At 43.2% G+C, this 25784-nt stretch carries 19 protein-coding genes; 8 read left to right on the forward strand and 11 right to left on the reverse strand.

Annotated elements, in window-relative coordinates; genetic code table 11:
* The first annotated feature begins 96 nt into the window (after positions 1–96).
* The 5 genes from QZW47_RS10895 (at position 97) to QZW47_RS10915 (ending at position 5338) form a co-directional block, all read left to right on the forward strand.
* Positions 97–441 carry a hypothetical protein gene (locus QZW47_RS10895; RefSeq protein WP_293126984.1) on the forward strand — a complete coding sequence of 115 codons (345 nt, stop codon included), beginning with the start codon at positions 97–99 and terminating at the stop codon, positions 439–441.
* A gap of 37 nt (positions 442–478) precedes the next feature.
* Complete coding sequence (locus QZW47_RS10900) at positions 479–2602, forward strand: O-linked N-acetylglucosamine transferase, SPINDLY family protein (RefSeq protein ID WP_293126986.1); 2124 nt, start codon at positions 479–481, stop codon at positions 2600–2602.
* 293 nt (positions 2603–2895) lie between these two features.
* Positions 2896–3144 carry a hypothetical protein gene (locus QZW47_RS10905; protein ID WP_293126988.1) on the forward strand — a complete coding sequence of 83 codons (249 nt, stop codon included), beginning with the start codon at positions 2896–2898 and terminating at the stop codon, positions 3142–3144.
* A 277-nt stretch (positions 3145–3421) separates the two neighbouring features.
* Positions 3422–4039 (forward strand): Uma2 family endonuclease, encoded by a 618-nt coding sequence (locus QZW47_RS10910; protein WP_293126990.1) that lies wholly within the window; start codon positions 3422–3424, stop codon positions 4037–4039.
* A gap of 123 nt (positions 4040–4162) precedes the next feature.
* The gene (locus QZW47_RS10915; RefSeq protein ID WP_293126992.1) at positions 4163–5338 is read left to right on the forward strand and encodes an AI-2E family transporter; all 1176 of its coding nucleotides are present in this window, start codon (positions 4163–4165) and stop codon (positions 5336–5338) included.
* 397 nt (positions 5339–5735) lie between these two features.
* Here the strand turns inward: QZW47_RS10915 and QZW47_RS10920 are convergent, their stop codons facing one another.
* Positions 5736–6362, reverse strand: a complete 627-nt coding sequence (locus QZW47_RS10920; protein ID WP_293126994.1) for a Uma2 family endonuclease — start codon at positions 6360–6362, stop codon at positions 5736–5738.
* Positions 6363–6508: 146 nt separating this feature from the next.
* On the opposite strand from QZW47_RS10920, the gene QZW47_RS10925 reads away from it, so the two are divergent.
* Positions 6509–7684 (forward strand): homocysteine biosynthesis protein, encoded by a 1176-nt coding sequence (locus QZW47_RS10925; protein ID WP_293126996.1) that lies wholly within the window; start codon positions 6509–6511, stop codon positions 7682–7684.
* A gap of 250 nt (positions 7685–7934) precedes the next feature.
* Here the strand turns inward: QZW47_RS10925 and QZW47_RS10930 are convergent, their stop codons facing one another.
* Positions 7935–9092 carry a hypothetical protein gene (locus QZW47_RS10930; RefSeq protein WP_366930844.1) on the reverse strand — a complete coding sequence of 386 codons (1158 nt, stop codon included), beginning with the start codon at positions 9090–9092 and terminating at the stop codon, positions 7935–7937.
* 668 nt (positions 9093–9760) lie between these two features.
* Between QZW47_RS10930 and QZW47_RS10935 the strand changes: the two genes are divergently transcribed.
* On the forward strand, positions 9761–10699 hold the full coding sequence (locus QZW47_RS10935) for a tetratricopeptide repeat protein (protein WP_293127000.1): 939 nt from the start codon (positions 9761–9763) through the stop codon (positions 10697–10699).
* Between the two features lie 579 nt (positions 10700–11278).
* On the forward strand, positions 11279–12166 hold the full coding sequence (locus QZW47_RS10940) for a Uma2 family endonuclease (protein WP_293127002.1): 888 nt from the start codon (positions 11279–11281) through the stop codon (positions 12164–12166).
* A gap of 22 nt (positions 12167–12188) precedes the next feature.
* On the opposite strand, the gene QZW47_RS10945 is transcribed toward QZW47_RS10940, so the two are convergent.
* The 9 genes from QZW47_RS10945 to QZW47_RS10985 all read right to left on the reverse strand — a co-directional run bounded on the left by QZW47_RS10945 (position 12189) and on the right by QZW47_RS10985 (position 25676).
* A complete protein-coding gene (locus QZW47_RS10945) occupies positions 12189–12395 on the reverse strand; it encodes a hypothetical protein (protein ID WP_293127010.1) in 207 nt (68 codons plus the stop codon).
* Positions 12392–12634, reverse strand: a complete 243-nt coding sequence (locus QZW47_RS10950; protein ID WP_293127012.1) for a hypothetical protein — start codon at positions 12632–12634, stop codon at positions 12392–12394. The genes QZW47_RS10945 and QZW47_RS10950 overlap by 4 nt, the downstream gene beginning before the upstream one ends.
* A 404-nt stretch (positions 12635–13038) precedes the next feature.
* Complete coding sequence (locus QZW47_RS10955; protein ID WP_293127014.1) at positions 13039–14232, reverse strand: tetratricopeptide repeat protein; 1194 nt, start codon at positions 14230–14232, stop codon at positions 13039–13041.
* Positions 14225–16186 (reverse strand): tetratricopeptide repeat protein, encoded by a 1962-nt coding sequence (locus QZW47_RS10960; RefSeq protein ID WP_293127016.1) that lies wholly within the window; start codon positions 16184–16186, stop codon positions 14225–14227. The genes QZW47_RS10955 and QZW47_RS10960 overlap by 8 nt, the downstream gene beginning before the upstream one ends.
* Positions 16187–16274: 88 nt before the next feature.
* Entirely contained in the window at positions 16275–17516 is a 1242-nt protein-coding gene (locus QZW47_RS10965; protein WP_293127018.1) for a hypothetical protein, read from the reverse strand.
* Positions 17513–22369, reverse strand: coding sequence for a tetratricopeptide repeat protein (locus QZW47_RS10970; RefSeq protein ID WP_293127020.1), 4857 nt, complete (start codon positions 22367–22369; stop codon positions 17513–17515). The genes QZW47_RS10965 and QZW47_RS10970 overlap by 4 nt, the downstream gene beginning before the upstream one ends.
* The gene (locus QZW47_RS10975; RefSeq protein WP_293127021.1) at positions 22362–23489 is read right to left on the reverse strand and encodes a hypothetical protein; all 1128 of its coding nucleotides are present in this window, start codon (positions 23487–23489) and stop codon (positions 22362–22364) included. Before QZW47_RS10975 ends, QZW47_RS10970 begins: the two co-directional genes overlap by 8 nt.
* Before the next feature lie 9 nt (positions 23490–23498).
* Complete coding sequence (locus tag QZW47_RS10980; RefSeq protein ID WP_293127023.1) at positions 23499–24461, reverse strand: MoxR family ATPase; 963 nt, start codon at positions 24459–24461, stop codon at positions 23499–23501.
* A gap of 102 nt (positions 24462–24563) precedes the next feature.
* Complete coding sequence (locus QZW47_RS10985; protein WP_293127025.1) at positions 24564–25676, reverse strand: hypothetical protein; 1113 nt, start codon at positions 25674–25676, stop codon at positions 24564–24566.
* Between the last annotated feature and the right edge of the window lie 108 nt (positions 25677–25784).

Consider the following 25784-nt stretch of genomic DNA (forward strand, 5'->3'; position numbering starts at 1 on the left):
TCTGATACTAAGAAATTGCGCGGTGACATACCTTAATTGTAGGATGAGAAGGTATCTGATTTAGGCGGTGCTGAAAACAAGCAATCTTATGTACCCATGCTGGCGATCGCGCTTTTGGCCAAACCCCACACTCAACTAGACCACAGCATTGCCATAATAGTTAAGGTCAAAGTTTCCAACGCCCGCCCAAAACCAGATTATACAACCAACCACCACATCCATGAACACCAACATCAGCCCCATCCTCAAAGTATTCTCCTTCTCCGCCGCCCTTACCCTTGCCATCAAATACGTAGGGCCCAGCTTATCCATAGCCTCAAGCGACTTCAACGCCATCATCGCCGTGTTTACCCCCAGCATCATCCTAGCTGCGATCCTTGGGTGGCGGGCATGGCAACAGCAGCCCAGGTAGGAGTTGAGGAGCCGCACAAAACAGCATAATCCCCAGAATACCCAATAATACAGGACAGACGATCGCATGGATTTAACCACGTTCAATCTCAAACCCTTAAACTTGCTGATTTTTCCCGATTGGAGCCAAGCAGAAGAATTGCTCTATTTAGAGTTAGCAGCGATTATTAAAAGTATTGTCACTCATCGCGATCGGCATAATCTAGCTCTTTTAATAGATAGCACCGAAATCTCAGAAGACTCTGAGTTAGACGCTCATTTAATTTTGTCCGGGATTCTGATGAATCTCTGCATGGAAGAAGATTTAGAGCCTAGTGACGAACCGGAAATTATTTTATTAGAAAACCTCAGTCAAAGCCAGTGGCAAAATCTTGTACCACAGATTCAATATCGAATTAGGTTGACTGCGGAAAATCAAACAGCACTAGCCGAATCCGGGGCTGACAAAATTCCTGTATTGGAACAGGCGCAACTTAGCGAATTAATCCTGGAATCCCAAACAGCAAGGGCGATCGACTTTGCCAACACACTCTACATTCAAGGTAGATATGAAGCAGCGATCGAGCTCTATCAAAAGCTTTTAGCATCTCAGATAGGAGATATAGAACTGTATTTTAACTTCAGCCAGTGTTGGCGAAACGTTAACAATATAGAAGAAGCGATCGCTACCCTTGAATGCGGAATTCGCTATCACCGGACAGCAGGACAACTGCATTTTGAACTTATTAAAATTTGCCAGCAAAACGGACGCACACAACAAGCTATCTCAAAGGCAGAAATCGCCGCTGACATTCTCCCGAATGAATACGTTTTTAAACTTTTGAAACACTTAACATTACCGATAATTTACGAGGATACAGAAGAAATTAAGCTTTACCGTCACCGATTTGTAAGAGAATTAGAAAACTTAATTGAGCAAACATCTCTCACTACTCCAGAAGACAAAACAAATGCTTGCTGTGGCCTGAGGAGTTTTACTAACTTTTACCTAGCATATCAAGCCCACAATGTTGTGGAATCGCAATCAAAATATGCGAATTTAGTTCATCAAATTATGGTTGCAAACTATCCCCAGTGGGTGCAATCGCAACCCATGCCTCCACTCCCGGAAAATGGCAAAATTAGAGTCGGTTATGTTTCTAGTTACCTGCATTCTTACAGCGGAACTTTATGGTTGACAGGCTGGTTGCGTTATGCTGACACAAAACAATTAGAAATTTACTGTTATTATACTGGCAATGAACCCGATCCAATTACAGAACAATTTCGCGAATACAGCCATGTATTTCGGCACATTCCTCACAACTTAGAAGCCGTATGCCAACAAATCATTGATGACAAATTGCACATTTTGGTATTCCCGGAAATTGGGATGGATGCACCAACGATCCAAATCGCAGCTTTGCGCCTCGCCCCAGTGCAATGTTCGGCGTGGGGACATCCTGTAACCTCTGGTTTGCCTACTATTGACTATTTTATTTCCAGCGAATTGATGGAACCGGAAAATGCACAACTGCATTATTCAGAAAAGTTAATTAAGTTGCCTAATATTGGCGTTTCCTACCCGAAGCCAACCGTGGGAAAATTAAATAATAGTCGCTTAGATTTTGACCTCCGAGAAGATGCAGTCATTTATTTGTGCTGCCAAGCTCCTTTCAAATACTTACCGCAATATGATTTTATATTAGCACAAATTGCCCGTCGCGTTCCGCAAGCTCAGTTTATTTTCCCGCGCGGCGAACTGTTGCGAAAACGGCTCAAGCGGGCTTTTGCTGCTGTCAAGCTCGACAGCGAAGATTACTGTTTGTTTCGAGCCATTGCAACTCGACAAGAGTATATAGCAATGAACTTTCTTGCCGATGTTTTCTTGGATACTTTCACTTGGTCGGGGGGAAATACGTCGTTGGAGGCGATCGCCTGTAATTTACCTATAGTAACCTGTCCGGGAGAATTTATGCGGGGGCTTCACGCTTATAGCTTTCTAAAAATGCTGGGAGTGACAGATACAATTGCCCAAAATGAACAGGAATACATTGACATTGCTGTCAAGTTGGGTTTAGATTTAGAGTGGCGGCGAGATGTTGCACAACGCATGAGTCAGCGACACGATTATCTGTTTGACGATCGAGTTTGTGTGACAGCTTTAGAGGGTTTTTATCAACAAATTGTTCGAGAAAGACTTGAAAGTTAAAGCAATTTTAATAAATGTTTTTGAGAATGTTGGGCGGAGTGAAACGGAGGGTTGTTTCCTGGGCATCGAAAATAACAGGTGCGTCGCTATGAGATTGTCGCTCTTTTTTGAGGATGGTCGATAGCGACGCACCCTACGGCTACTTCATGCTTATAGCTCAATACGGTTTACTTAAGAGAGATCCCCCCTAACCCCCCTTAAGAAAGGGGGGGACAAGAATGCTCTCAAAGTCCCCCTTCTTAAGGGGGATTTAGGGGGATCTCCGGGGCATAAATAGTCTTAAGTAAACCGTATTGGCTTATAGCTTTCTAAAGATGCTGGGAGTGAGAGACACCATTGCTCAAAATGAAAAGGAATACATTGACATTGCTGTCAAGTTGGGTTTAGATTCAGAGTGGCGGCGAGGTATTGCACAACGTATGAGTCAGCGACATGATCGTTTGTTTGACGATAAAATTTGTGTGACAGCTTTAGAGAGTTTTTATCAACAAATTGTTCGAGAAAGACTTGAACGAGACTTATGCAATGATCGCATTAAATAAAGGTACGTTGTTGCGCTTCAGCGCTCTTGTATATACAACCCACATTCCGCACTTCAAGATGTAATATGTAATTATTATATTTATTGAGTAGCTTAGCGAACACTAAAACAAAAAACAACCAAGTGTTTATACGCAAACGAGACAAATAAAACGTCAAAAAACTCAGAATTTTCGTATTAATTGGCATACTACAAATTGACGTGCGGAATGTGGGATCTAAAGGCAAATAAATTCCCAGCCCAGCACAACCATCACAACCAAACTTGAGGCCATCATCATGATTCAAGCCCTGCCAGAATTTGTAACATTCGATGAATTCATTGACTGGTATCCTGAAAACTCAGAACACCACTACGAATTCCACAATGGAGAGATTGTTGAAATGCCAAAAGCAACAGGCCAACATTCTAAACTGACAGGTTTTCTCTTAGCAGATATCAATTTTGAAATCAGACGGCTACAATTGCCGTACTTCATCCCCAAAGAATCTGTCATCAAACCCATCAGCGAGGAATCTGGATACGAGCCTGATATTATTGTACTCAACGAACAAACCATTGTAAACGAGCCTCGATGGGAGAAATCATCAATTATTACAATGGGTTCATCAGTCCCGCTAATCGTAGAAGTCACTAGCACAAACTGGGCGGATGATTATTCCCTAAAACTAGAGGCTTACGAGTCAATGGGTATCCAAGAATATTGGATTGTAGACTATTTAGGATTGGGTGGTAGACGGTTTATCGGTAATCCTAAGCAACCAACTTTTTCGGTTTACCAACTCATTGATGGGGAATATCAAGTTAAACAGTTTCGAGGGGCTGAGGTGATTGAGTCCCCAACTTTCCCAGAATTGAACCTGACAGCGCAGCAGGTGTTCGCCAAAGGGAATTGAGGAGGCTCCGTCCTAGGGGTATATTATAAAAAGGCGATCGCATCTAAGCTATCTTGTAGAGACGCGATTTCAAAAGCGTGTCAAGCAACGTCGGCAATTCCCCGTTATAAGATCGAAAATCTAATGAAGCTAGGACAGTGGATGGGCTTATTAGCCCTCATCGCATCTTGTTACATCCTCTGGCAAATCAGGCAGGCTCTACTGCTGCTGTTTGCCGCCATCGTCTTAGCCACAGCCTTAAACAAACTAGCACGGTACTTACAAAAAAAATTCCGACTCAAAAGGTCGATCGCCGTACTTTGCTCAATTACCTTCTTATTCCTCGTCTTCGTAGGCTTATTCCTGATCATTGTACCGCCCTTCGCCCTGCAATTCCAACAACTTACCCAAAGAGCTCCTCAAGGAATAGCAAGATTAAATGATTGGGTAGATGAAATCGAAACTCGCTTCTCGGGACAAATTGGACAACGGTTGCCGAATCTCGATATTAACGATATTATGCGACAACTGCAACCATTGTCCAACCAACTTGTGGGCGGTGCAGGAGCATTTGTTGGCAACACATTAGGTGTGATCCTCAGCTTTTTGCTAGTCTTAGTTTTGACCTTGATGACCTTAGCAGATCCCCTCTCTTACCGCAAAGCATTTATACAACTATTTCCCTCGTTTTATCGGCGGCGGGTCGAGGGTATTTTAGATGAATGCGAAATTGCTCTAGGTCGATGGGTTATTGGTGCGTTAATTAGCATGAGTGTGATTGCTTTTTTGAGCTTAATTGGTTTGTCGGTTTTGCAAGTTCCTCTGCCACTAGCTCACGCTGTAGTAGCAGGTTTTTTGAACTTAATTCCGAATATTGGCCCCACTATCAGTGTCATCCCGCCAATGACGATCGCACTTTTAGACTCTCCCTTAAAATCCGGTTTAGTCCTGATTCTTTACTTTCTAATTCAACAGTTTGAAAGCAATATCCTCACTCCCTACGTCATGGCACAGCAAGTATCGTTGCTGCCAGCGGTAACATTGATAGCTCAAGTATTCTTTGCCACCTTTTTTGGATTTTTAGGCTTGTTGCTAGCCCTTCCCCTCACAGTTGTCGCTCAAGTTTGGATTAGGGAAGCGCTAATTAAAGACATTCTCAACCAGTGGGATACCAATCCTCAAAGGTTGGCGGCAATTGATTCTGCTATCCACGAAGAATATGAGTCTATAGGAGTGACCGAAAACCGGCAAGAAAAGTTACCACAACACAAGCCTGACATCTCAGATGATTCAGAAAATGATGCTCCAGAAAATCAATAATTGAGTTTCATGATAATATAAAGTCTGGCTTAAATACCGTTTATTTCTCCGTCCGCGCAGGCGGACTTTGTTTGTATAGTCGCGATTTAAATCGCCGAATCTTATCCCAAAAAGTTACCCGAACACAAGCCTGACATCTCTGATGATTCAGAAAATGACGCTCCATAAAATCAATAATTGAGTTTCATGATAATACAAAGTCTGGCTTAAATACCGTTTATTTCTCCGTCCGCGCAGGCGGACTTTGTTTGTATAGTCGCGATTTAAATCGCCGAATCTTATCCCAATTTGAAAAAGTCTTGCTACAATTATTAAGGTTATACAAATTGTCTTTTGTTTCCATAACCCCCGACCGGATACGGCAATGCTGTTTACCTACTTCAATGTTCGTCGCATTTTAAACCGCATCTTGTCCAGCGCTAAAAATCTGCTGCACCGTCAAATTCAACTCTGGAAATGTGGGCGACACAATTCGATCGCTTCCCCGAAATTGACTGACTTGATACTCGCCATCAACCAAATGGTGAACGAAAAAAGTAGGTTGTTTAGGATTGCCAATATAGCGTCTGCCACCAAGTCCCAAATAGTCTGCAATCCAATATTCAGAAATGCCTAAAGCTTCATAATCAACCAATTTGTGAGCGTAATCATCTTGCCAATTGGTACTGACAACCTCGACAATTAGCCGGACAGAACTACCCATTGTAATGATAGATTCTTTTTTCCATCTCGGTTCGCTGTTCGTCGCTTGTCTGTCCAAAACGATCGCATCCGGTTCGTAACCAGAGCGCTCGTTATCAGCTTTGACAACGCATTCTTTGGGTACGAAGTAGGGCAACCCCAGCCTCTCGATTTCTATTCCTAGCTTGAGGCAGAGGAAGCCAGCTACTTCTGAATGTTCTCCGGTGGCTTTAGGCATCTCAACAATAGCTCCATTGTGCAGTTCGTAATGCTTTTGGGAATTTTCAGGATACCAGTCAATAAATTCATCGAACGTGACTGGTTTTAATATCGCTTGAGTCATGCCGATCGCTCCTTATGTTATTTATAAGATAATCCCGATCTCTGTTATAACATTTGGCTGTGTTCTCAAACCAAGTCCGATCGCCAAAACTGCATATGTGCGATCGACATTCCATCAATCTAAAATCTAATATCTAAAATAGTCTTATGAGATCGATCGACGAAATCAACGATAAAATCAGCCAAGGTAAAGCCACAGTCTGGACAATCGAAGAACTCAAAACTAGAGTCCGAGAAACCAGCATTACCGAAGCCGCCAAACAAGTAGATGTGATTACCGCAGGCACTTTCGAGCCGATGGAATCCTCCGGCGCCATCATCAACCTCGGCCATACCGACCCCCCGATTAAAATCCGCCAGTGCTGGCTAGACGGCGTTTTAGCCTATTCCGGCTTTGGCGCGGTAGACCTGTACCTGGGAGCCACCCAAGTAGCCGAAGACGGCGAAGAATCGCGGGAACGGGGTGGCGGACACGTCATCGAAGACTTAATTGCCGGCAAACCCGTGCAGTTGCGAGCTTTGGGGCAAGTCACAGACTGCTACCCGCGCGCCTCCTTTGAAACCACGATTACCCGCGATACGATTAACCAGTTTTATCTATTCAATCCCCGGAACGTCTATCAAAACTTTATTGTAGGAGTCAACGGGGGCGATCGCCCGCTGTTCACCTACCTCGGCCCCCTGCAACCAAACCTCGGCAACGCCGTCTATTCGAGCCTTGGAGCCATGTCTCCCCTGCTAAACGACCCCCACCTCGAACTCATCGGCATCGGCACTCGCATCTTCCTAGGAGGCGCTCAGGGCTACATCACCTGGGAAGGAACCCAGCACTTCCCGCTGCAAAAACGGCAGCCCAACGGCACTCCCATCGGGCCGGCTGCCACCCTGGCACTCATCGGCGACGCCAAACAGATGAACTCTAAATGGGTGCGCGGCTGCTACTTCAAAAATTACGGCCCATCCTTGATGCTGGGAGTCGGCATCCCCTTTCCCGTCTTAAACGAAACAGTCGTCGCCAACTGTGCAGTATCAGACAAAAAAATAGTCGCGCCGGTGGTAGATTTCTCTATCCCCCGGCGCGTTCGTCCCACCTTCGGTTTAGTCAGTTACGCTCAATTAAAGACAGGTCGCATTCTCATTGAAGGTAAACCGGTGCGGACAGCCCCCTTGGCGAGTATGTTTCTCTCGCGGCAAGTAGCAGTGGAATTGAAGCAGCAAATTGAAGCGAATCAATTTACCCTCACGGCCCCAGTTGCTCCCCTACCCACCGACAGAGTATTTCTCCCACAAGATTTGTGGGGCGCCCAAGTCAGGCTGGAATAAACAATTTCCGATTTTAGATTGTAGATTGTAGATGATTTTTGGACGTACAAGGTTTGAGAAATCGGGTTTCTTGTGCTTAGCTTGGCATGAAAGCTGAGGTTTTTTAGCAAAAAACCCGGTTTCCGAGCCTTGCGAGTGCGTCCAAACTTCGAGATTTTCGATAGAAGAATTCTGGTAAAAAACTGCACGCAGGGAAAACTCACGCACTTACCAAAAATCTCAAATGTAAAATCTAAAATCTAAAATCGTCTTATTCCTCAACTGGTTTAGGCTTCTTCACCGGCTTAGGAAGAGGTTCCTTGGGGACAGCAGGTGCGACGGCTGCTGCTGGGGACTTAATATTAGGGCGTTCTATGCGAGAACCGTCACCGGTGGGTCTAGGAGTAAAGGGACGTTTGCTTCCCCCTCCTTTGTAGCCGCCGCTGGGCTTGCCGCTTCCGGGGGGGAATTTCCGCTTTTTAATAGGCAGGGCCCCAATATTGTTGGCTTGCTGAATCATCAGACTGTCAGCTTGCAATTTGACGTGAAAATCCCAAAAAAATCCGATCGCCTTTGTGCCTAAATCTCCCTTGAGCTTCAGCTTAAAAAACTTCATCTTGTCATCATTTTTGCGGGGAGCTTGCTTGATTTTGACGATGACATACTTTTCTTGATCATCTTGCGATTGTTGATAAATCACCTCGCCTCGAATCGAAAAATAGCCATCCTCAACATCAGGTTCCGAGGGCGGTAAAGGTGCGGTCGATGCTTCGCCGCCAGTCTCTATCTCCCCTGTTTCGAGGTTTTCATCGTCAGAGGAAGGTTCGGGAGATTTTTTGAGCGTTTCCGGCTCCCAAACTCCCATAATTTGGGCGTGCAAATTACCGTCTTCTTGCCTGGTGCGGGGATAGACCACCCACAGGTGTTCTTGTTCCAGATCCAGGTGATTTTTGACTAAACTCATGACTCTACCCAGCAAAACTGCATCAATGGCAGTTCCGTCGGCAGCTATTAGCATACCCCGGGTAAATTGCTCTTCGGATTGCGTGTAGCGGCCCCGCACCAAACCAACAGCTCGGTACTGTCTGGGTTCGCTGGGGGGTGGGATCGGGTGCTGGCGCATCACCGAAGCAATGTCATCGGCGGCCTGACTGACATTAGCGGCAGGCTCGGCGGTGGCGATCGCAGGTGCTGGAGGTGCAGATTTTGGCTCCGAGGGTACCGGAGCATTGCTGAGCGGTTCTTTTGGCTTTGTTTTGTCCCGATCGATGTCTGAATTGTAGCGCGGTCGTTGCAGCGAGTCGGTTGGCGCAGGGGCGTCCGTTGGCGCTGGTGGTTGACTGTCGTCAACAGGTGCAGCCGACGCGGCAGACACGGGACTTTCGTCTGGTGTCTCGGGAACGGAGGCTGTAACTGCGGGCTCATTCACGGCTGTATCGCTTGGCTGAGCCTTGCGAGTGGAAGTAGATTTGGACGATTTGGAAGACCGGTTCGGAGAGGGGTTCATAAAAAACTCCTTGCAGCGGAGACACATCCCTTGAGGGAAATTAAGAATAAACTGAAGAAACTGCTTTAACTACTACTAGCACCAGACTTGGGGCTCGCGCCGCCAAGTTTGATTTTGACCCGTCAACGCCAACGCATGAACGCTGCGACTGCCTTGGGATCGCTAGCTGCTAAACTCTTTGCTGGCAAAGAGTTTTGACAGTTCCTAACCCCATGATAAGGTCGATCGCGCGAAAGCTGGCGTTGCCAGCTTGTAGCATTTAGGATATTCAGCTTGCCTATTTTACTTAATCCAATTACCTAGCGGGCCGATCCGCCATCTTTTAGGTAATTTTCAGCTTCACCAAACTCTCATTGGACGCCCGCCGCAGTCTTTGGGGCTGGAGGTATGAGTGTCCAAAATTGTTTGGCGGGCGCAAAGTTGTGGGTCTGTTACCATATTAGCTGCAAGCAAAAGACTGCTTTGTCAATTGGACTTTGAAGTTAAGAACTTTTATGGTTGCATGGATCTGGTTAAATTGCTGATGCCCCTTGGCGATGCGTTAATTTTCTTAGAAAACAGTACATTTTAAGCTGGGATAGTTGAATTTTATGGAGAAAGCAAACAAGCGTCGCGGGTTGATTAGTGTGGTGGTGGTGCTGGCGATCGTCGCTTTTGTGGGATTTAGTTTGCTGCCACCAATTTTGGACAGGATTATCAAGGCCAACCAAGCGCCAAGTCGATCGACTCCAACGCCAACTCAGACGGCGCAGTCTAACGATAAGCAATCGCAGTTGCTGCAAGATCAGGTGAGGGGGTACGAATTGGTTTTGCAGCGCGAACCTGACAATGTAACGGCTTTGCGGGGCTTGTTGCAGGTGCGGCTGGAGTTGATCGGACAAGGAGTGGGGGCAATTAAGGATGTGGTGCCGACGTTGGAAAAGTTGGCTAAACTGAATCCTGACACTACAGAATACGGGATTTTGCTGGCTCAGGCGAAGGAACGCACGGGCGATCGCGAAGGAGCGGCTCAGGCTTATCGGTCAATTTTAGCGTCTAAGCCTGGGGAAATTGCGGCTTTGCAGGGGTTGGTGAATTTGCTGTTGGTGCAGCAGCGGCCGGAAGCTGCGATCGGACTACTGCAAGATACGCTGAAGGCTGCTCCGGCTGCAAATCAGGCGAAACCGGGAAGTGTTGATGTAACTTCGGTGCAGTTGATTTTGGGGCAGGTTTATGCAGTGCAGAAGCGCTACCCAGAGGCGATCGCGATTTACGACGAATCGGCTAAGGCAAATCCGAAAGATTTTCGTCCGACGTTAGCTCATGCGATCGTGTTGAAGGAACAAGGCAAAACAGACGAAGCAAAAACGCTGTTTAATAAAGCTACTGAGTTAGCTCCACCTAACTATAAAGACCAAATTAATCAGTTAGCTAGCGGCACTCCTTCGCCTGATCCTGCGGCGGAAAAAGCGAGTCCCGAAGCGGGTGCTTCTCCTAGTCCCGAACCGGCTGCTTCTCCTAGTCCCGAAGGTGCGCTACCGAAACCTTAAGGACATTTCTAGGGGCGGTACCAAGAGGACTCGCCCCAGAATTTTGAGTTAAAAATTTGAGACTTTTAACTCAAAAATTCTTATTTTATTCCGAATTACCAATTAGATACTATCCTAAAAAATAACGATTATCAGGTTCGTAGTGAGGACTTCAGTCCTTCTTAATTTAAATGCGGACTAAAGTCCTCACTACGAACCTAAGACATCAGGTTTGTAGTGAGGACTTCAGTCCTTCTTAATTTGGATGCGGACTAAAGTCCTCACCAGGTTTGTAGTGAGGACTTCAGTCCTTCTTAATTTAAATGCGGACTAAAGTCCTCACTACGAACCTAAGATATCAGGTTTGTAGTGAGGACTTCAGTCCTTCTTAATTTGGATGCGGACTAAAGTCCTCACCAGGTTCGTAGTGAGGACTTCAGTCCTTCTTAATTTAAATGCGGACTAAAGTCCTCACTACGAACCTAAGATATCAGGTTTGTAGTGAGGACTTCAGTCCTTCTTAATTTGGATGCGGACTGAAGTCCTCATTACGAACCTGGGACATGATATTATAAATTAAGCAAGACCTCGGAGGGAATTATGACCCAGAGCGTTGACCGCGTTGTTCTACCTCCTGCTTTTCCAGACCACACTCAATTACCAGAGTCGGATGGTACTTTTGTGAATAATTTTCAGGAGCACCCGCAAAGTTTAATTTTAACTGATTCGATCGGCCCGATTTTGCAGGAGCGACATCCTGACGGACAATATGCGATCGGTCAAGATAGCGGCATTTACTGGCGAGAAACCGATCCAGCAGAGAAAGGTGCAGAAGCTCCTGATTGGTTTTATGTTCCCAATGTACCTCCAAATTTAGAGGGGCAAATTCGCCGTTCCTACGTGTTATGGCGGGAACACATAGCACCGTTAATTGCGTTGGAATTTGCGAGTGGTAATGGCGATGAAGAGCGCGATTCCCTTCGGGATAGCTTCGCCGCGCGTACTCCATTATCGCGCACTGATGAAGGAGTGTTGACGAAACCCGGAAAGTTTTGGGTTTACGAACAGGTGATGCGAATTCCCTATTATGGCATCTACCAAATTAACAGCGGCAGATTAGAAGTTTATCGGTTGATTGACGGGTATTATCGGCTGTTGGAACTTAACGAGCGGGGTCATTTTGCGATCGCACCTTTAGGCGTAGAATTGGGACTTTGGCAAGGAAGTTATCAAAATCAAACCATGCTGTGGCTGCGCTGGTGGGATGAGGAAGGTAATTTGCTGTTGATTGGCGATGAAAGAGCCGAATTGGAGAGATTGCGGGGGGAACAACAACGCGAAATAGCCGATCGAGCAGAACAAGCACGACAAGCTGAATTTCAAGCAAGAAGGGCTGCAATTCCCCGGTTGCTGGGAATGGGTTTGAGTGCCCAACAGGTGGCGGAGGCGTTGGGTTTATCGGTGGAGGAAGTTGTGGAGGATGGTTGAGGCTGATACCAATTCCAAACCACTAACTTTCTGACTCGGCAGGCCCAGCAACAGACTTGGCTCTCCCTAAACGATAAGCTGTGAGAGGACTATTCCGAATATCTGCTTCTATCTGAGCAATCAGTTCATCAAGTGCAAAATTAAGACTATCAAACTGCCGACAGACTTCGCGCATTTTAGCAACTGTCTGCTTAACTTTTTCTGGTTCTGGTTGCGGTTGTTGAGTCATAGTAGGTTCCAATCACTCTCATCCAAATCTACCATGAAATCAGCTACAGACCCAAATTTAACATTGCCCTCAGCATACTCTTGACGAACTTCTGCCACTTCCTTCGGTAATTCATTTCCTCGCTCTTGTCGCAGACGATTCTGGAGAATATCTAGAACCCAGGCTTGATCTTCTAATGATAAAACTTCTACAGCTTCAAGAGCTTGCTGGAATTGAGATATCTTTATCGCTTTACTCATATATTTTTAGAGCGTGAAAAGTAAAAAGGTTGTTAATTTTATTAGCGGACACATCAACCTGACTCAGGAAGAATTTGATACCTATTACACTCATCTCGATCGCGCGATCGAGATGAGTGTTTTGTAGTTGGGATGCCAAAGGTACAGATACCGTTGCACAACAGTATCTTTGTGGGCGAACTGAGGCAGTTATTGTTTATCATATGTTCGCGAGTCCTCGCAATAATGCGGGATTTCCTAGCCGTGGGGGATTTCAAAGCGATCTAGAGCGAGATACCCAAATGACGCTGGATTCCGATCGAGATATTGCTTGGGTACGTTGTGGTAGAGAGCGATCGGGAACCCAGGCCAACCTAGATCGGCGCAGGAAAAAAGAGTAGACTGGTAGACTACTGTATTGCTTTCTAATCAAATCGTAACTGTTTAAACGATTTAATTGGTATGCCTAGTTTATTGGCAATATTCAAAGCGAGTTGGGAATATTTAAGAACCAAATTTTTCTGACCTAACTTCTGATAAATTCCTGCTAAATTCCATAGTACATTAATTTCGGTTAACCCGATACCAATTTCTCTGCAAATTTCTAGAGCTTCCTCCAAATATTGCAGTGCTTGTGAATAATCTTCAAATTCTAAAGGCTTATTTAGTTGTGTTTCCTTCTGTTTTGCCATAGTAATTCCAAGATTACATAATGCCTCTGCCTCCCCTGCACGATCTTTCATGTCCTGCATGATTTTTAAATGGTGTTGATGGTATTTAATAGCTTCGTCGTACTTTTCTAAACCACCGTAAGCTTGTGCCAGACTTCCCAATACTCTTCCTTGATCGGAGAGATTATCGCTTTGACGTAGAATTCTCAAACTTTCTTTCTGGTATTTGATTGCTTTGTGGAATTTTTCCTGTTGACAAAACATAAATCCCAAGCTGTTTAGTACAGCAGCTTCTCCTTGGCAGTTTTTGTTTTTCCATGCCAGTAATAAATCTTGCCAATAGCAATCAATTGCTTGAGTATCATTACCCAAAGATTGGTAAGCAACACCTAGACAATTCAAAATTGCTCCTTCCTGTTGAGAAGCGGGAAGTGTACGCGCAAGATCCAATGCTTGTTGATAGTAGTTAATCGCTTTTGTTAAGTTTCCTTGGGCATAATACACTTTTCCCATACCATATAAAAAAATAGTTTTATAGTCAGGATTTAGAAAATCTAAATTCTCCAAAAACTTTGTGTACAATGCTGATATTTCTTTGTAATAGCCCCAGGAAAAAAGTTGATTGTGAAGCTGGTCATTTTCATGATTAAAAATTTTAACAACTAAAATTGTTAAAGCTTGATTCCAAGCTGCTATTTCAAAAAGATGGTGAAAGGCTTCTAGTAAACCTTTCACTTTTTCCAAATTGGAAGCATTGGGCTGGGATTGATATTTCGTAAGCCAGTTAATTACTGCTCGGTACTGGGTACGTTGCCAGTGAGATTTGATGAATTTAAGGGTATAGGGGTCAATTGCCAGTGCCACCAGAATTGACTCACCGGGAGGCATCATGTCAACTTTTTCGATAACCTGTTGCTCTCCAGTAATCAACTTATTCAGGCTACTCATGGCTGTGTTCTAATTGTTTTTTTAAGTCTCTACAGTCTTTTTCCAAGGGTATGTTTAACTCTGTGGCAATGGATAAGGCGCGATCGCAATACTCAAGAGCCAGAAGGCGATCGCCTAACTTATCGTGAAGTATTGCTAAATTAGAGATCACTATAGCCTCAGTAGCATGATCTTCAATGCTTCGTGAAATACTGACTGCTGTCTGCAAATATTCCAATGCTTTTGAATGTTGCTTAAGTTTCATTAGAGTGATTCCTAAATTACCCATAGCTCTTCCAACACCCGCCCGATCTCCAATTTCATTTGCTATTGTAGAATGCTGCTCGAAGTAGGAAATTGCTTGAGGATAGTTTCCTAATGATCTATAGACAACACCCAGATTACCAAGAACCGTAGCTTCCCCTGGACGATCTTCCAATTCTCGTGCAATAACTAAACGTTTTTCAAAATATAAAATTGCTTGTTGGTAATTTCCCAGAGAATTGTAAGCAATACCCAGATTACCCAGTGCCATACCTTCTCCCCAACGATCTGTAATTTGTTGTGCGATCGCTAAACGCTGCTTGAAGAAGGAAATCGCTTGATAATAATCTCCTATAGATCTGTAAGCAACGCCCAGATTACCTAGTGCGGCTCCTTCACCCGAACGGTCGCCAATTTCCCGTGCAATTGCTAAATCCTGCTCGAAGTAGGAAATTGCTTGACGATAATCTCCCAAGGAATTATGGACAATACCCAGATTTCCCAAAACCATCCCTTCTCCCCGACGATTTTTAATTTGTTGTGCAATCGCCAAAGCCTGCTCGAAGCAGGAAATTGCCTGACGATAATCTCCGGTCGCTCTGTAAACAGTACCCAGATTACTTAGTGCAGCCCCCTCTCCCCGGCGATCTCCAATTGCCTGTGCGATCGCCAAATGTTTATGAAAACATGAAATCGCTTGACTATACTTTCCTAATGATTCGTAGACATTGCCTAGATTAGTTAATGCTGAGCCTTCTCCCCGGCGGTCGCCAATTTCCCGTGCAATCGCCAATTTTTGCTCGAAGTAAGAAATCGCTTGACGATAATCTCCTTGGTAATAGTAGGCAATACCCAGATTGCCTAACGTCTCCCCTTCACCTTGGGGATTGCCTATCTGCTGTGAGATTGCCAAACGCTTCTGATGGAATTCAATCGCATGGGTATAGTCTCCCTGAGATAAGTAGGCATTGCCCAGATTCCCCAGTGCAGCCCCTTCTCCCCAACGATTAGCTATCTCTTGTTCAATAGCCAAACACTGCTGATGAAAATCAATCGCGCGGGCGTAGTCTCCCAGAGCATGGTAGACATTACCCAAACTGCCCAACGCTCCTGCTTCCCCTCGACGATTACCTATCTCCCCTGCAATGACCAAATTCTGTTGATATAACTTCATCGCACGGGTATAGTCTCCCAGGGACGAGTAGGCATTGCCCAGATTCCCCAGCGCATTACCCTCGCCTTTTCGATACCCTTTCTCTCGTGCGATCGCTAAACATTCCTCATGGAACTCAATCGCACGAGTGTAGTCTCCTAGAAACTGGTAGGCATTCCCCAAACCCCCTAGACAGGTAGCATCCCATTCGGAGTTTAATTTGCCTAAAAGTTTGCTGTATAAATCGATCTGTTCCCGATAATAACCCCAAGTTTGTAGCTGATTATGTAATTTTTCATTAGTGGGGGTATTGAGGGTAACTGAAGGTATGTTACCTGCTTCTTTCCAAGCTTCTACTTCACAAAGATGATAAAATGCTTCCACTAAACCCTTGATTTTTTCAATGTTAGTAACATCAGATAGGGGTTTATATTTCATTAACCAGTTTACTACAGCCCTATATTTGTTGCGTTTCCAAGGTGGTTTAATAATTTTTATAGCAGTTGGCTCGATACCCAACTGTGCCAGTATGGATTCACCGGATGGTGTGATGGACAATTTATTTAATGTTTCTCGATCTTGCTCTTCTAACTCACTGTGTTTACTCATTATCTTACCTCAAGGATTTTATGATTTTTGTATCTATTCAGTTAATCATTTTTTTTATTCCATTCATTACAGTTTTTTGAGACAATACATGATGCACGAGCGAAGCCGCTGCTGCAGCTGCTAAATGCTGATGCTTATTGTGTTTTTTTCCATCTCCCCAGTCGCAAATAGACTTGACTAAAATCCATGCTGTACCTACCCGCCCTGAAGCAGCACATAAACCAGCCCCTTCCATTTCTCCTCCAATTGCTTGGGGAAACTCGTCAAGTAGCTTGGCTTTAAATACTGGATCGTCAACCAATTTTTCTCCTGATAAAATAGGGCCAATATGAATTTTAGAACTTGAACCATCAGGACAAATAAACTGCCAGTTTTGAATGTTCTCAAAACGATTCAGTAATATTGGATTACTGGGAGGAATAGCACCGCGATATACAGTTTGTTTTTCACTAACACGCTGTTGTTCATAGGAAATAATCTGGGAAGCCACGAACACATCTCCGATTTTTTGTTTTCTTGGGTCTTTACCAAAGGCTATGCCAATCATAATAATGGCTCTAGGACTCCAGAGACGTTGAGCTTGTTCAGTAGCTAAGATAACAGAGCCTTCGCCAATTGAACCCATGCGACATTTCGTAACAACAGTTTTATATGCACCAAATTTCCCGATGTAGTAGGTTTCAGGTCCAGAATAAACGAGCAAGATCTTTGCCTTTTCAGGATAAGGTTGGAGCAAGTTTGCGACTGCTTTTAATTCTGTGTCTGTTGCGGTAATGAGAACAACATCAATTTCTGATTTGATTGAGTTATCTTCTTCGTGAATTTCTTCTATTTCTGGAAAAATAGGAGCGTACCAAGATTGTTCTTCAACTTGATATTTAAATTCATCTTCTGGATGGATAAAAGACTCATTTGTTTGAAAATGTTTAAGTTTTTTGTGACCAATCGAAAGAATCTGTGTGAATACTTCTATGTGTTCGTCATTTAAGTTGTATTTTTGGGGTTGTTGAAGTAAATAATGTAGAAAGTTGACCAGTGGATGACTTGGATCTTTGCTAGAGATAGAGAAGTTTTTAAATTTGGAAACTAATATAGTGATTGATTCATTAATGTTTAGATTGAACTGAATAGACCCAAGAAAATAATTATTAATACCAGCATTTCTAAGCAATGCTAGCTTTCCAGCATCACTATCAATATTAATAAATAAATTTTGTAAAGCTGATTCTAGCCGAATAACGTCATTAATTTCTAAGTCTGAAAATATTTTAGTATTCATGAGTCTATCCTTTCTATAGTTGTCAATGTATCCTTAAGCTTCTGACACTCATTGGCTAGGGGTATGCCTAACTCTGTAGCAATGGCTAAAGCCATATCGCCAAATTCAATAGCTATATCGAGATGTCCTAAATGCTGATGCACTTCTGCCAAACTCTTCAGAGCTTCCGCTTGATTAGCACGGCTGCCAATTTCCCGAAAAATGTTGAGAGATTGCTGGAAATAATCCAGAGCTTCTACATAATTCTCAACTTGTATTAAAGTATTGCCTAAATTGCATAATGCCTCCCCTTCGGATAGAATATATCCAATTTCTCTTGCAATTTGTAACTGATGCTGATAGCAGCTAATGGCTCGATCGTACTCACCAAGAGATTGGTAAGCAAATCCGATATTTCCTAGCGCTTCTCCTTCTCCTTGGCGATTGCCGATTTCTCTTGCAATTGCTAAACTCTGCTGCGAATATTCAATGGTCTTTCCATAATCTCCGATATTCGCATATACACTTCCCAGATTTGCAAGTGCCTGTTCTTCTCCCCTGACATCGCCAATCTCTTGTGCTATTAGCAAACTCTCTTGATTGTACTCAATTCCTTGGACATACTCTCCGATTGATTCGTAAACAACTCCCAGACTCCCCAAAGCCATTTCCTCTCCCCTGCGATCGCCGATTTCTCTTGCAATTTTTAAACTCTGCTGATAATACTCAATCGCCATTTCGTATTCTCCTTGGTATAGGTGAAAAGCACCTATATTAGCTAATGCTTGTCCTTCATCAAAGCGATTGTTGATTTGTCGTGCGATCGCTAAACTCTGCTGCGAATATTCAATTGTCTTAGAATAATTTCCTAGACTCGCATATACACTTCCCAGATTTGTAAGTGCCTGTGCTTTTCCCCTAAGATCGCCAATCTCTTGTGCTATTTTTAAGCTGTGTTGATGACACTCAATTGCTCTAACATACTCTCCCATAAGAAAATAAAGTTTTCCTAAATTTACGAGAGCATTCTCCTGCCCTAAATCGTCTTGAATTTCCCGTGCAATAGTCAAACTTTGTTGTAGATAGTCCATCGCTCTTCTATAGTCTCCCAAAATATAGTAACTATTGCCTAAAGTATTTAATAAATTAATATCAAAGCTACCATTTAGTTTGCCTAGTATTTGGCTACATACTTCTATTTGTTCGCGATAGTAGCTCCAAATTCCCAGTTGTTTATATAATTCTTCTTGGCTCGGAGTATTAATGCGAGTCAAAAGTATTTTGCTAGCTGCTTCCCAATTCTCTACGTTACAGAGATGTCCAAATGCTTCCAAGTATCCCCTAACTTTGTCTAGGTTGGAAGCATCGGGCTGTGGGTGATATTGTGTCAGCCAATTTATTACAGCTTTATACTGCGTCCGTCGATGGCGTAAAGTTATGCCTTTTATATAATTTCCGTCTATACCTAGTTTAGCAAGCACCAACTCGCCATCAGGTGTTATATTTATTTCCCTGTCATCATCTTCGTCCAGTTGTTTTAGGTGTTCAAGCGACACACTCCGAATTAAATTGTGCTGCCTTAACAAAGATCGATCGCCTTCAACGACTTCTTCCACTAAGTAGCGATCGCGCAACGCATCCAGCGCCACCTGCTGTTCATCTTCATCCCGATCCCAATCCTCCAAATGTGACAGCCAAAAATCCTCCGGTACTGGACAGCGATACACCGAAGCTTCGCAGAGCAATATATAGGCATAGCGAACATCTTTTTGCAACCGATTAAAAGTTTTTTCTAGTCGAAATCGCACATTCCTTCGTAAGTTGCGCGTGTATCGATGCAGGTTGAACTTATCATCGGCTGATGCTGTTATTCCCTTAGTCTTCGCTTCCTCGATCGCCTTCTCAACCTCTTCTACTTCACGTCCGTACTGGTTCCAGTAAGTCACAACATTACCATCAAAAGGCTGATTTCTAATTTCTCCAGCAATTACTCGCAACGCCAACGGATAACCCTCGTATGCACGCCCAATCCTTTCTAGATAATGTCTACCTGGTGAATTTATACTAATTTCTAGCCCAGCTTTCTCAAACAATGCCAACCGTTCCCGTTCTTCCAATCCGCTCAAAGGTTGACAATACCAAAAATTTTGATACCTCGTTCCTATTGTTGGGATTTGAGAGGGTAAATCTTGCGAAGTTAGGATGATACAGCTTTCACAAGAATCTGCTGCTAGCAAACTTTCAAAAAATCGCACCCACCACTCATCTTTAAAATCACTCCATCCCTCTTCCTCATTTCCCTGTAGAAGGTTCTCCAAAGAATCAATCTGCACCAAATAGCGATTCTCTGTTAGATGTCTCACCAATCGATAGAGCAGGCGTTGAGTATCTTTACGGTCTTCCGGCGTGATTAATTCTCCCCATTTTTCCAGCCAGCGGGCAGCAACGCTAGCAAAATCTGAGGTTTGCTGTTCGTCATCAAAGTTTTCTTGATGATAGTGCGACCAGTCATTTTCAAACCAGTCGGCAACTTCTACTGCTAATCTTTCGCCAAGAGCCGTTTTACCAATCCCTGTGATACCAACCAACATCAGCAGGCGGCAATTACTACGAATACGATCGCTCAAATCCCGAATCAGGTTGTCCCGACCAACCCATCTATCATCAAGTGCAAAGAAATTAAGAGGACGAACTTGAGTTTCTTGCAAACTCTCACTTGCAGTAGACTGAGACTCCTCACGAAAAAGCTGTTTACGCTCACGAGGTGGCAAGGTGCGTAATATACCTACGCCTGGTTTGGGCGTCCGAAGTTGATTAGTCAATCGGCGGTAAAGCGATTCATATCCATCTGCTGTATCCAGTCTGTAAAAGGTAGCACTACGAAGGGGACTAGGGATAAATTCAGAATCTTGAGCAGTAAAGGCGATTGGAATAAACTTTGAATTCTTCCCTTGGGCATCATAGAGTTCCTGAATGATGACACCTCCTTCCCAAGTTACCCCCTTTCCTTTTCCTGTTTCTTCCTGTCCTCGGAATCTTCGATCGTACTGCTGCGTACACACTATCAGGGCATAATCTGATGCTTCGACTTGATTAAGCATCCAGCGTTGCCATCCTTCAGGCGGCGAATCTTCGTACTGGTCAATATTACAGTCAATACCATCCTCGCGAAAGCGATCGGCAAGTGCCAGTACCGATTCTTTGTGTTCTTGGGAATCATGACTGTAACTGATAAAAACTTTTGGCGGTGTAGAGCCAAAATTCATGGTTTGAGCAGATTTAGGTAAAAGGAGTGGCAGAGTAGATTGTTCGGAAGATGCCTTACCCGCCTCCTCAATCTGAAGCTTCGCCAAAATCTCAAAAGCAAACGCACTTGCATTGCGTGCAGCCATTTCCTGAGAACCACGCGCATCAGCTTTACTTTTACCATCAATCCAGTCAAAAATTCCACGGACAACCAGTACCGATACTTGGTGATTGGCATAAGCCGCTTGTAGCAAGTCCCCCCCCTCTATCTCCAGGGCTACCGCATCACCATAGTTCAACTGGATAAACTTAAAAACATCAGACTTTCTGGAGGTAATCAATTTCTCCCCCCCCGCAACAATCGGCGCAACGAATACGCGGGGGGTTGTATTGGGTGCAGATGCCAGCCTTTGCAGCCAGTCCGATTTCTTCGACTCAGCCATCGATCGCTGGATTAAGCTGTATGTAGATCGCCCTAAATCGGGTCTGGGTTGAAATTTCTGTTTTGCCTTGCCAGACTCGTCGTAACCATAGACTTTCGTCGCGGCTACCACATCACCGATCGCCACATCTTTGATACCTCCAGCCACTCCCACAGACATTATGACACTGGGATTGAAATAGGCGATCGCTCTTTCCGCCTCTACCCCTACCCCCACACCCATCTTACCTAAACCTAGCTTAACAATGCCAACTTCCCATGACTTCCCGTTGGCAATAAATTTGCCGCGTTCGTAAATTGTGCCTTGGGGGTGCATTTCTTCTCGGAGGTCGGTCAGATGGCTGCAACTTGCTATATACTCTATATTCAGACAAGTAATTATCAATGCACGTCCAACTGCAATTGGAGTTGTTTCTACAGGCTTAATTGCTATATCTTCTAGCCAATTCCAAATAACAGGAGAAAGCATCATTAACTCCCTATTTCCTGTTTTAATTTGTATTTTTTCTTCGGTAATCTTTTCTCTTAAATCCTCTTCTTCTCCATAAAATATCTGTGCCAAAGCGCGTGAAGTATTTACCAAGTATTGTCGATACGACCACAAATCAATGCTAGTGCGTTCTAGTGGCTCAGCTAAAATTTCTACTATTTTGGGAATTTCTATTTGACCTGGCAAACCCAATATAGGGTTTTCTTCTGGTAAACTTTCATCTAAAAAATCCGTTAATTCCTCAACTACTCGATCGGGATTTAGATAAGCTTGAGCAATCCACTTTTGAGTACGAGTTTGTTCCGGGCGCTGCTTCCACTCAGGCTGGTTTTTCAAATAAATTCCTAAAAAATCTGCAATCTCAAATGGTCGCCTCCAACCAAACCGATTTTCCAATTCAACCAACAAAACTTCCCGCACGCAGGGTTCTACTTCAAAAACTCCCCGATCCATAGGGCGACAGAGGGGTGATAGGAGAAAATCACTTTCAGCAATCCAAGATACATTTTCACTATCTAGAAAATTGATATTAATTAAATTGACTAACTCTGGACTCAGAAATAATGGTAGCGCCGCATGACAAGCTAGGGACAAGTGCTTCATGCCAAAACGTCGCTCAAAAGCTACTACCTCCCGAACAGCAAATTCGGGGGGTAGCCATTGCCTTCTGATAACTGCTTCCAGGGTTTTAATCATCTAACCCAACTCCTGATGGAAATGGATGTCCCTGCAAAATTTTAACTGTATCATTTAAGCCTTCTTTATCCAAAGGAAACATCGGCACCAGATGGGCAATATCCTCAGCCGTAGTTACTTTCCAGCGGACGGCAGGCACGGGATTTAACCAGGCATATAAATAAGTATAGGCGCTCAAAATCTTCAAAAAAGCTTTGGTGTCTGCTAATCGTCGCCCGTCGTAAGAACCCCGCGCTGCCCCAGCATCGCTGAAAATCAGCACGCTGTTACTCTTGGCTTGGTCAGACAAGACTTCTTCCATAGGAACAGGAACAGTTAGGTTAGGTTGCTCGAAAAGAAAGCCCTCTGGACAGTCGTGAAAGTAGTAAGTTCTCGTTTTACCCAAAAGCCCCCCTTTTTCTATGCTTTCTTGCAATGCGTCAATTAGCAGTGTAAAGGGAACCATTGAACCCTCACAGTCTATTAATAATATAAGTTTAACTTGGTTGCGACGGCGAGGCTGTAAAACGGGACTTCGCAAAAAGCCGGTTAGGCAGATGTCCTTGATTGTACCGTCTACATCCAAATCTTCTGGGATACCTTCTCGTCGCAGACGGCGTAGATGTCGCCAAATACTAGCCATCTCTCGCATACTAATAGGTAAACGAGGTGTGAGATGGTATTTAATTTCTGGCTGAATAGATTCACTTTTCTCTAATGAGATATGACGAGGGGATAAGGAAGTAACAGCTCTCTGGAAATCGTATTTTTGAGATTTTGTCCTGAATTCCTGTTTTTTTTGGTTGCCAAAGCCTTTTTTGCTGGTTGAATATGAGGATGAAGCATTAGAGTTCGAGGTAAATTTATCCCTATTCAAAGTAGAGTTTAGTGATTTGGGTTTAATGCTTGCCTCCAGCCGAGGTTTAACCCATTGAGCGAAAGCGATATCAAATATTTCTTGGTCTTCTTTTGATTTAGCCCACAGCAAACGTAGAAAGCGTTCCAATCTCTCAACATCTTCTAATCCTACCCCTTCGCGAACAGCTTTAGTTGCCAGCAAATACTCTGATACCCCCAGAGGCATACCCTGCTTGCGTAAATCGTTAAACAATAGCGACAGAAATGACTCAACTTTAATCATGTTATTCTTTTACTTTAATCCCTTGAGTTTATCTAAGGCATTGAGATCATTTTGAGTTTTAACTATAGTGTCGAAATAAGGTAGTTGGCTTAAATCAATTTCAGCTAATTGTTTAGGTGTTAATTTGTTTTTTAGCTCGTCTCGCTCCAAAAGTCGCAACCAGTTGATAAACTCGCTAGTGCTGGGTTTTTTACGCCAGGGAAAACTTTTTTGATGTCGCAGTTTCCAAAACTTTTTTAAGGCTTCTTCAAAAAGAGGCGAAATTGCTTTTTGGAAATGGCTTGTAACAATATTAGTAAGTTCTTCCTCTTGAGGAAAATCAATGTAGTAAAAAAGGCAGCGACGCAAAAAAGCTTGAGGTAATTCTTTTTCTCGATTGCTTGTAATGATAATCAAAGGTAAAAAATCTCTTCTTTCTTCAGATGTCTTCCCTTGAAGAGCATCAAATTTCCAGCCCTTGACTTCATCTACCTCAAACTGTAATTTATCTAGCACTAAAAGCAGGTCATTCGGAAAATCTATATCAGCCTTATCAATTTCATCAATTAATACTACGGACGGAATATTGTTTTGCGAAAGTTCAATTGCTTCGCCTAGTTTACCTAATTCTACATAGTCTCTGCGAGCAAGTATTTTATCTTGACTATCAGATATTTTTTTTTCTTGAATGTCATATAATCGCTGAACAGCATCGTAAGTATAAAGTAAATCTTGTGCGCGACTGGTAGAGCGAATATAGCATTCTTTTAACGAATAACCAAGTTCATAAGCTACTGCATAAGCAAGCCTAGTTTTGCCACAACCCGGTTCCCCTTCTAGCAGTAGCGGACGACGAAGATACAGAGCATCATTAACCGCTTCAGCTAACCTTGGGGGAGCTATGTAAGGCTCTGGAACTAATTGTACGTCTTTGAGTGATTCATAGCGACAATTGCCATCGCCTGTGTATACCCGATTTTTAAATTCATTCATAGTTTTAAGATCCTTTAACTTTGCTCTCGACCTATTATGACGAAATATATCCTTGGAATTAGTGTATTTCGCCAGAAGCTGCATCCACAAAATATTAATTAATTACACAACTAAATTCCCCCTTTGTAATTCAGAAATAATATACTGCAATTCCTGATAAGTTCCAATTAAGTGTCCGTGCTGACTTTGCAATCTTACGAGGTATCGCTCGATAACATAATCTTCTATATCTAGTTGTTTGAGACGACCTCGAAACCACTGCGATAGATTCGTAGTGTCAAACTCTTTAGGAATGGTTATATTTGTCAAGCCATTTATATGGTGTTCAAACCCAACATTAGCAAAAATAATTACAAAACAACGGCTCGTTTGTTTGATAAAAGGGTTAACTTCTATTCTACTTTTCTCAAAAAAATTCATAGCAACAGATTCCATATCTTTTCTGATTTTTTCTGGTATATCATATAACCAAATAATTAATACAATATCCAGGTAAGCTTCCGTAAAAAACCAATCCACAATGTTTTGACATTCGTGGCAAATTTTAAGCTTAGATTCTATAACTTCTCCTCCTGTTAATATATCATTTGCATAGAGGCGAACATCCAGTTTTTTGTAAGGTCGCTCAGTCTTAGATTTTAGATCCCGCAATATCCGCTCAATTATATAGTCTTTAAGCATCGTATCATGACCGCTGATGGCAAAAGCAAATGTTCCCTCATAACCTACTCGCTGTTTAAACTCATACTCTAAAGATTCTAAGTCATAACCAACTATAATTTCCTTGTCAATTTTTGCAGGTTGTGAATTGGGTGGTTCTTGTGGTTGTTCTTGTCTAGCCCTAGCCAGTAAATCATTGTAATTTGTGTGCCTTGGTTGAAATTCTGAATTTTCTATTGTCTGGTTGTATTTAACAATTAATTTTGTGATAAATTCATGTTCATCAGTTGTTTCTTTAAATTTATACTTAAAATACTCTAAAAATATAATTAAAATTATTTTTTTAGATGAACCATCATAGTGGTATTGATTTGTAGCTTGAGCCAAGAATATTTCCACAAATTCTTTTGGCGGGCAACTGTAGCTTACATCTAATTGATTTTCGATATTACAATTAGACATCACAGACTTTAAATATTTAGGACTACAACCGCTAAAATGTTCATTCATAATTCCTTGTAACTTTTCTATTTCATCAAACTGAAGACATTTCATTGAATAGCCTTACCAACCTTTATATATGTTTGGGATAAAATTACGATCAAATTTAAGTACCATTAAGGAGTTACCCCGTTAAATCAAAGCTTTGGCTTAAGCTGTTGG

The organism is Microcoleus sp. bin38.metabat.b11b12b14.051 (assembly GCF_013299165.1).
Taxonomy (GTDB): Bacteria; Cyanobacteriota; Cyanobacteriia; order Cyanobacteriales; family Microcoleaceae; genus Microcoleus.

Excerpts from the sequence above, each read along its gene's own strand:
- QZW47_RS10910 (WP_293126990.1), top strand. The coding sequence starts at position 3,422 with ATGATTCAAGCCCTGCCAGAATTTGTAACATTCGATGAATTCATTGAC.
- QZW47_RS10975 (WP_293127021.1), bottom strand. The coding sequence starts at position 23,489 with ATGATTAAAGTTGAGTCATTTCTGTCGCTATTGTTTAACGATTTACGC.
- QZW47_RS10895 (WP_293126984.1), top strand. The coding sequence starts at position 97 with ATGCTGGCGATCGCGCTTTTGGCCAAACCCCACACTCAACTAGACCAC.
- QZW47_RS10980 (WP_293127023.1), bottom strand. The coding sequence starts at position 24,461 with ATGAATGAATTTAAAAATCGGGTATACACAGGCGATGGCAATTGTCGC.
- QZW47_RS10935 (WP_293127000.1), top strand. The coding sequence starts at position 9,761 with ATGGAGAAAGCAAACAAGCGTCGCGGGTTGATTAGTGTGGTGGTGGTG.
- QZW47_RS10940 (WP_293127002.1), top strand. The coding sequence starts at position 11,279 with ATGACCCAGAGCGTTGACCGCGTTGTTCTACCTCCTGCTTTTCCAGAC.
- QZW47_RS10965 (WP_293127018.1), bottom strand. The coding sequence starts at position 17,516 with ATGAATACTAAAATATTTTCAGACTTAGAAATTAATGACGTTATTCGG.
- QZW47_RS10945 (WP_293127010.1), bottom strand. The coding sequence starts at position 12,395 with ATGACTCAACAACCGCAACCAGAACCAGAAAAAGTTAAGCAGACAGTT.
- QZW47_RS10920 (WP_293126994.1), bottom strand. The coding sequence starts at position 6,362 with ATGACTCAAGCGATATTAAAACCAGTCACGTTCGATGAATTTATTGAC.
- QZW47_RS10915 (WP_293126992.1), top strand. The coding sequence starts at position 4,163 with ATGAAGCTAGGACAGTGGATGGGCTTATTAGCCCTCATCGCATCTTGT.
- QZW47_RS10970 (WP_293127020.1), bottom strand. The coding sequence starts at position 22,369 with ATGATTAAAACCCTGGAAGCAGTTATCAGAAGGCAATGGCTACCCCCC.
- QZW47_RS10985 (WP_293127025.1), bottom strand. The coding sequence starts at position 25,676 with ATGAAATGTCTTCAGTTTGATGAAATAGAAAAGTTACAAGGAATTATG.
- QZW47_RS10900 (WP_293126986.1), top strand. The coding sequence starts at position 479 with ATGGATTTAACCACGTTCAATCTCAAACCCTTAAACTTGCTGATTTTT.
- QZW47_RS10955 (WP_293127014.1), bottom strand. The coding sequence starts at position 14,232 with ATGAGTAGCCTGAATAAGTTGATTACTGGAGAGCAACAGGTTATCGAA.
- QZW47_RS10925 (WP_293126996.1), top strand. The coding sequence starts at position 6,509 with ATGAGATCGATCGACGAAATCAACGATAAAATCAGCCAAGGTAAAGCC.
- QZW47_RS10950 (WP_293127012.1), bottom strand. The coding sequence starts at position 12,634 with ATGAGTAAAGCGATAAAGATATCTCAATTCCAGCAAGCTCTTGAAGCT.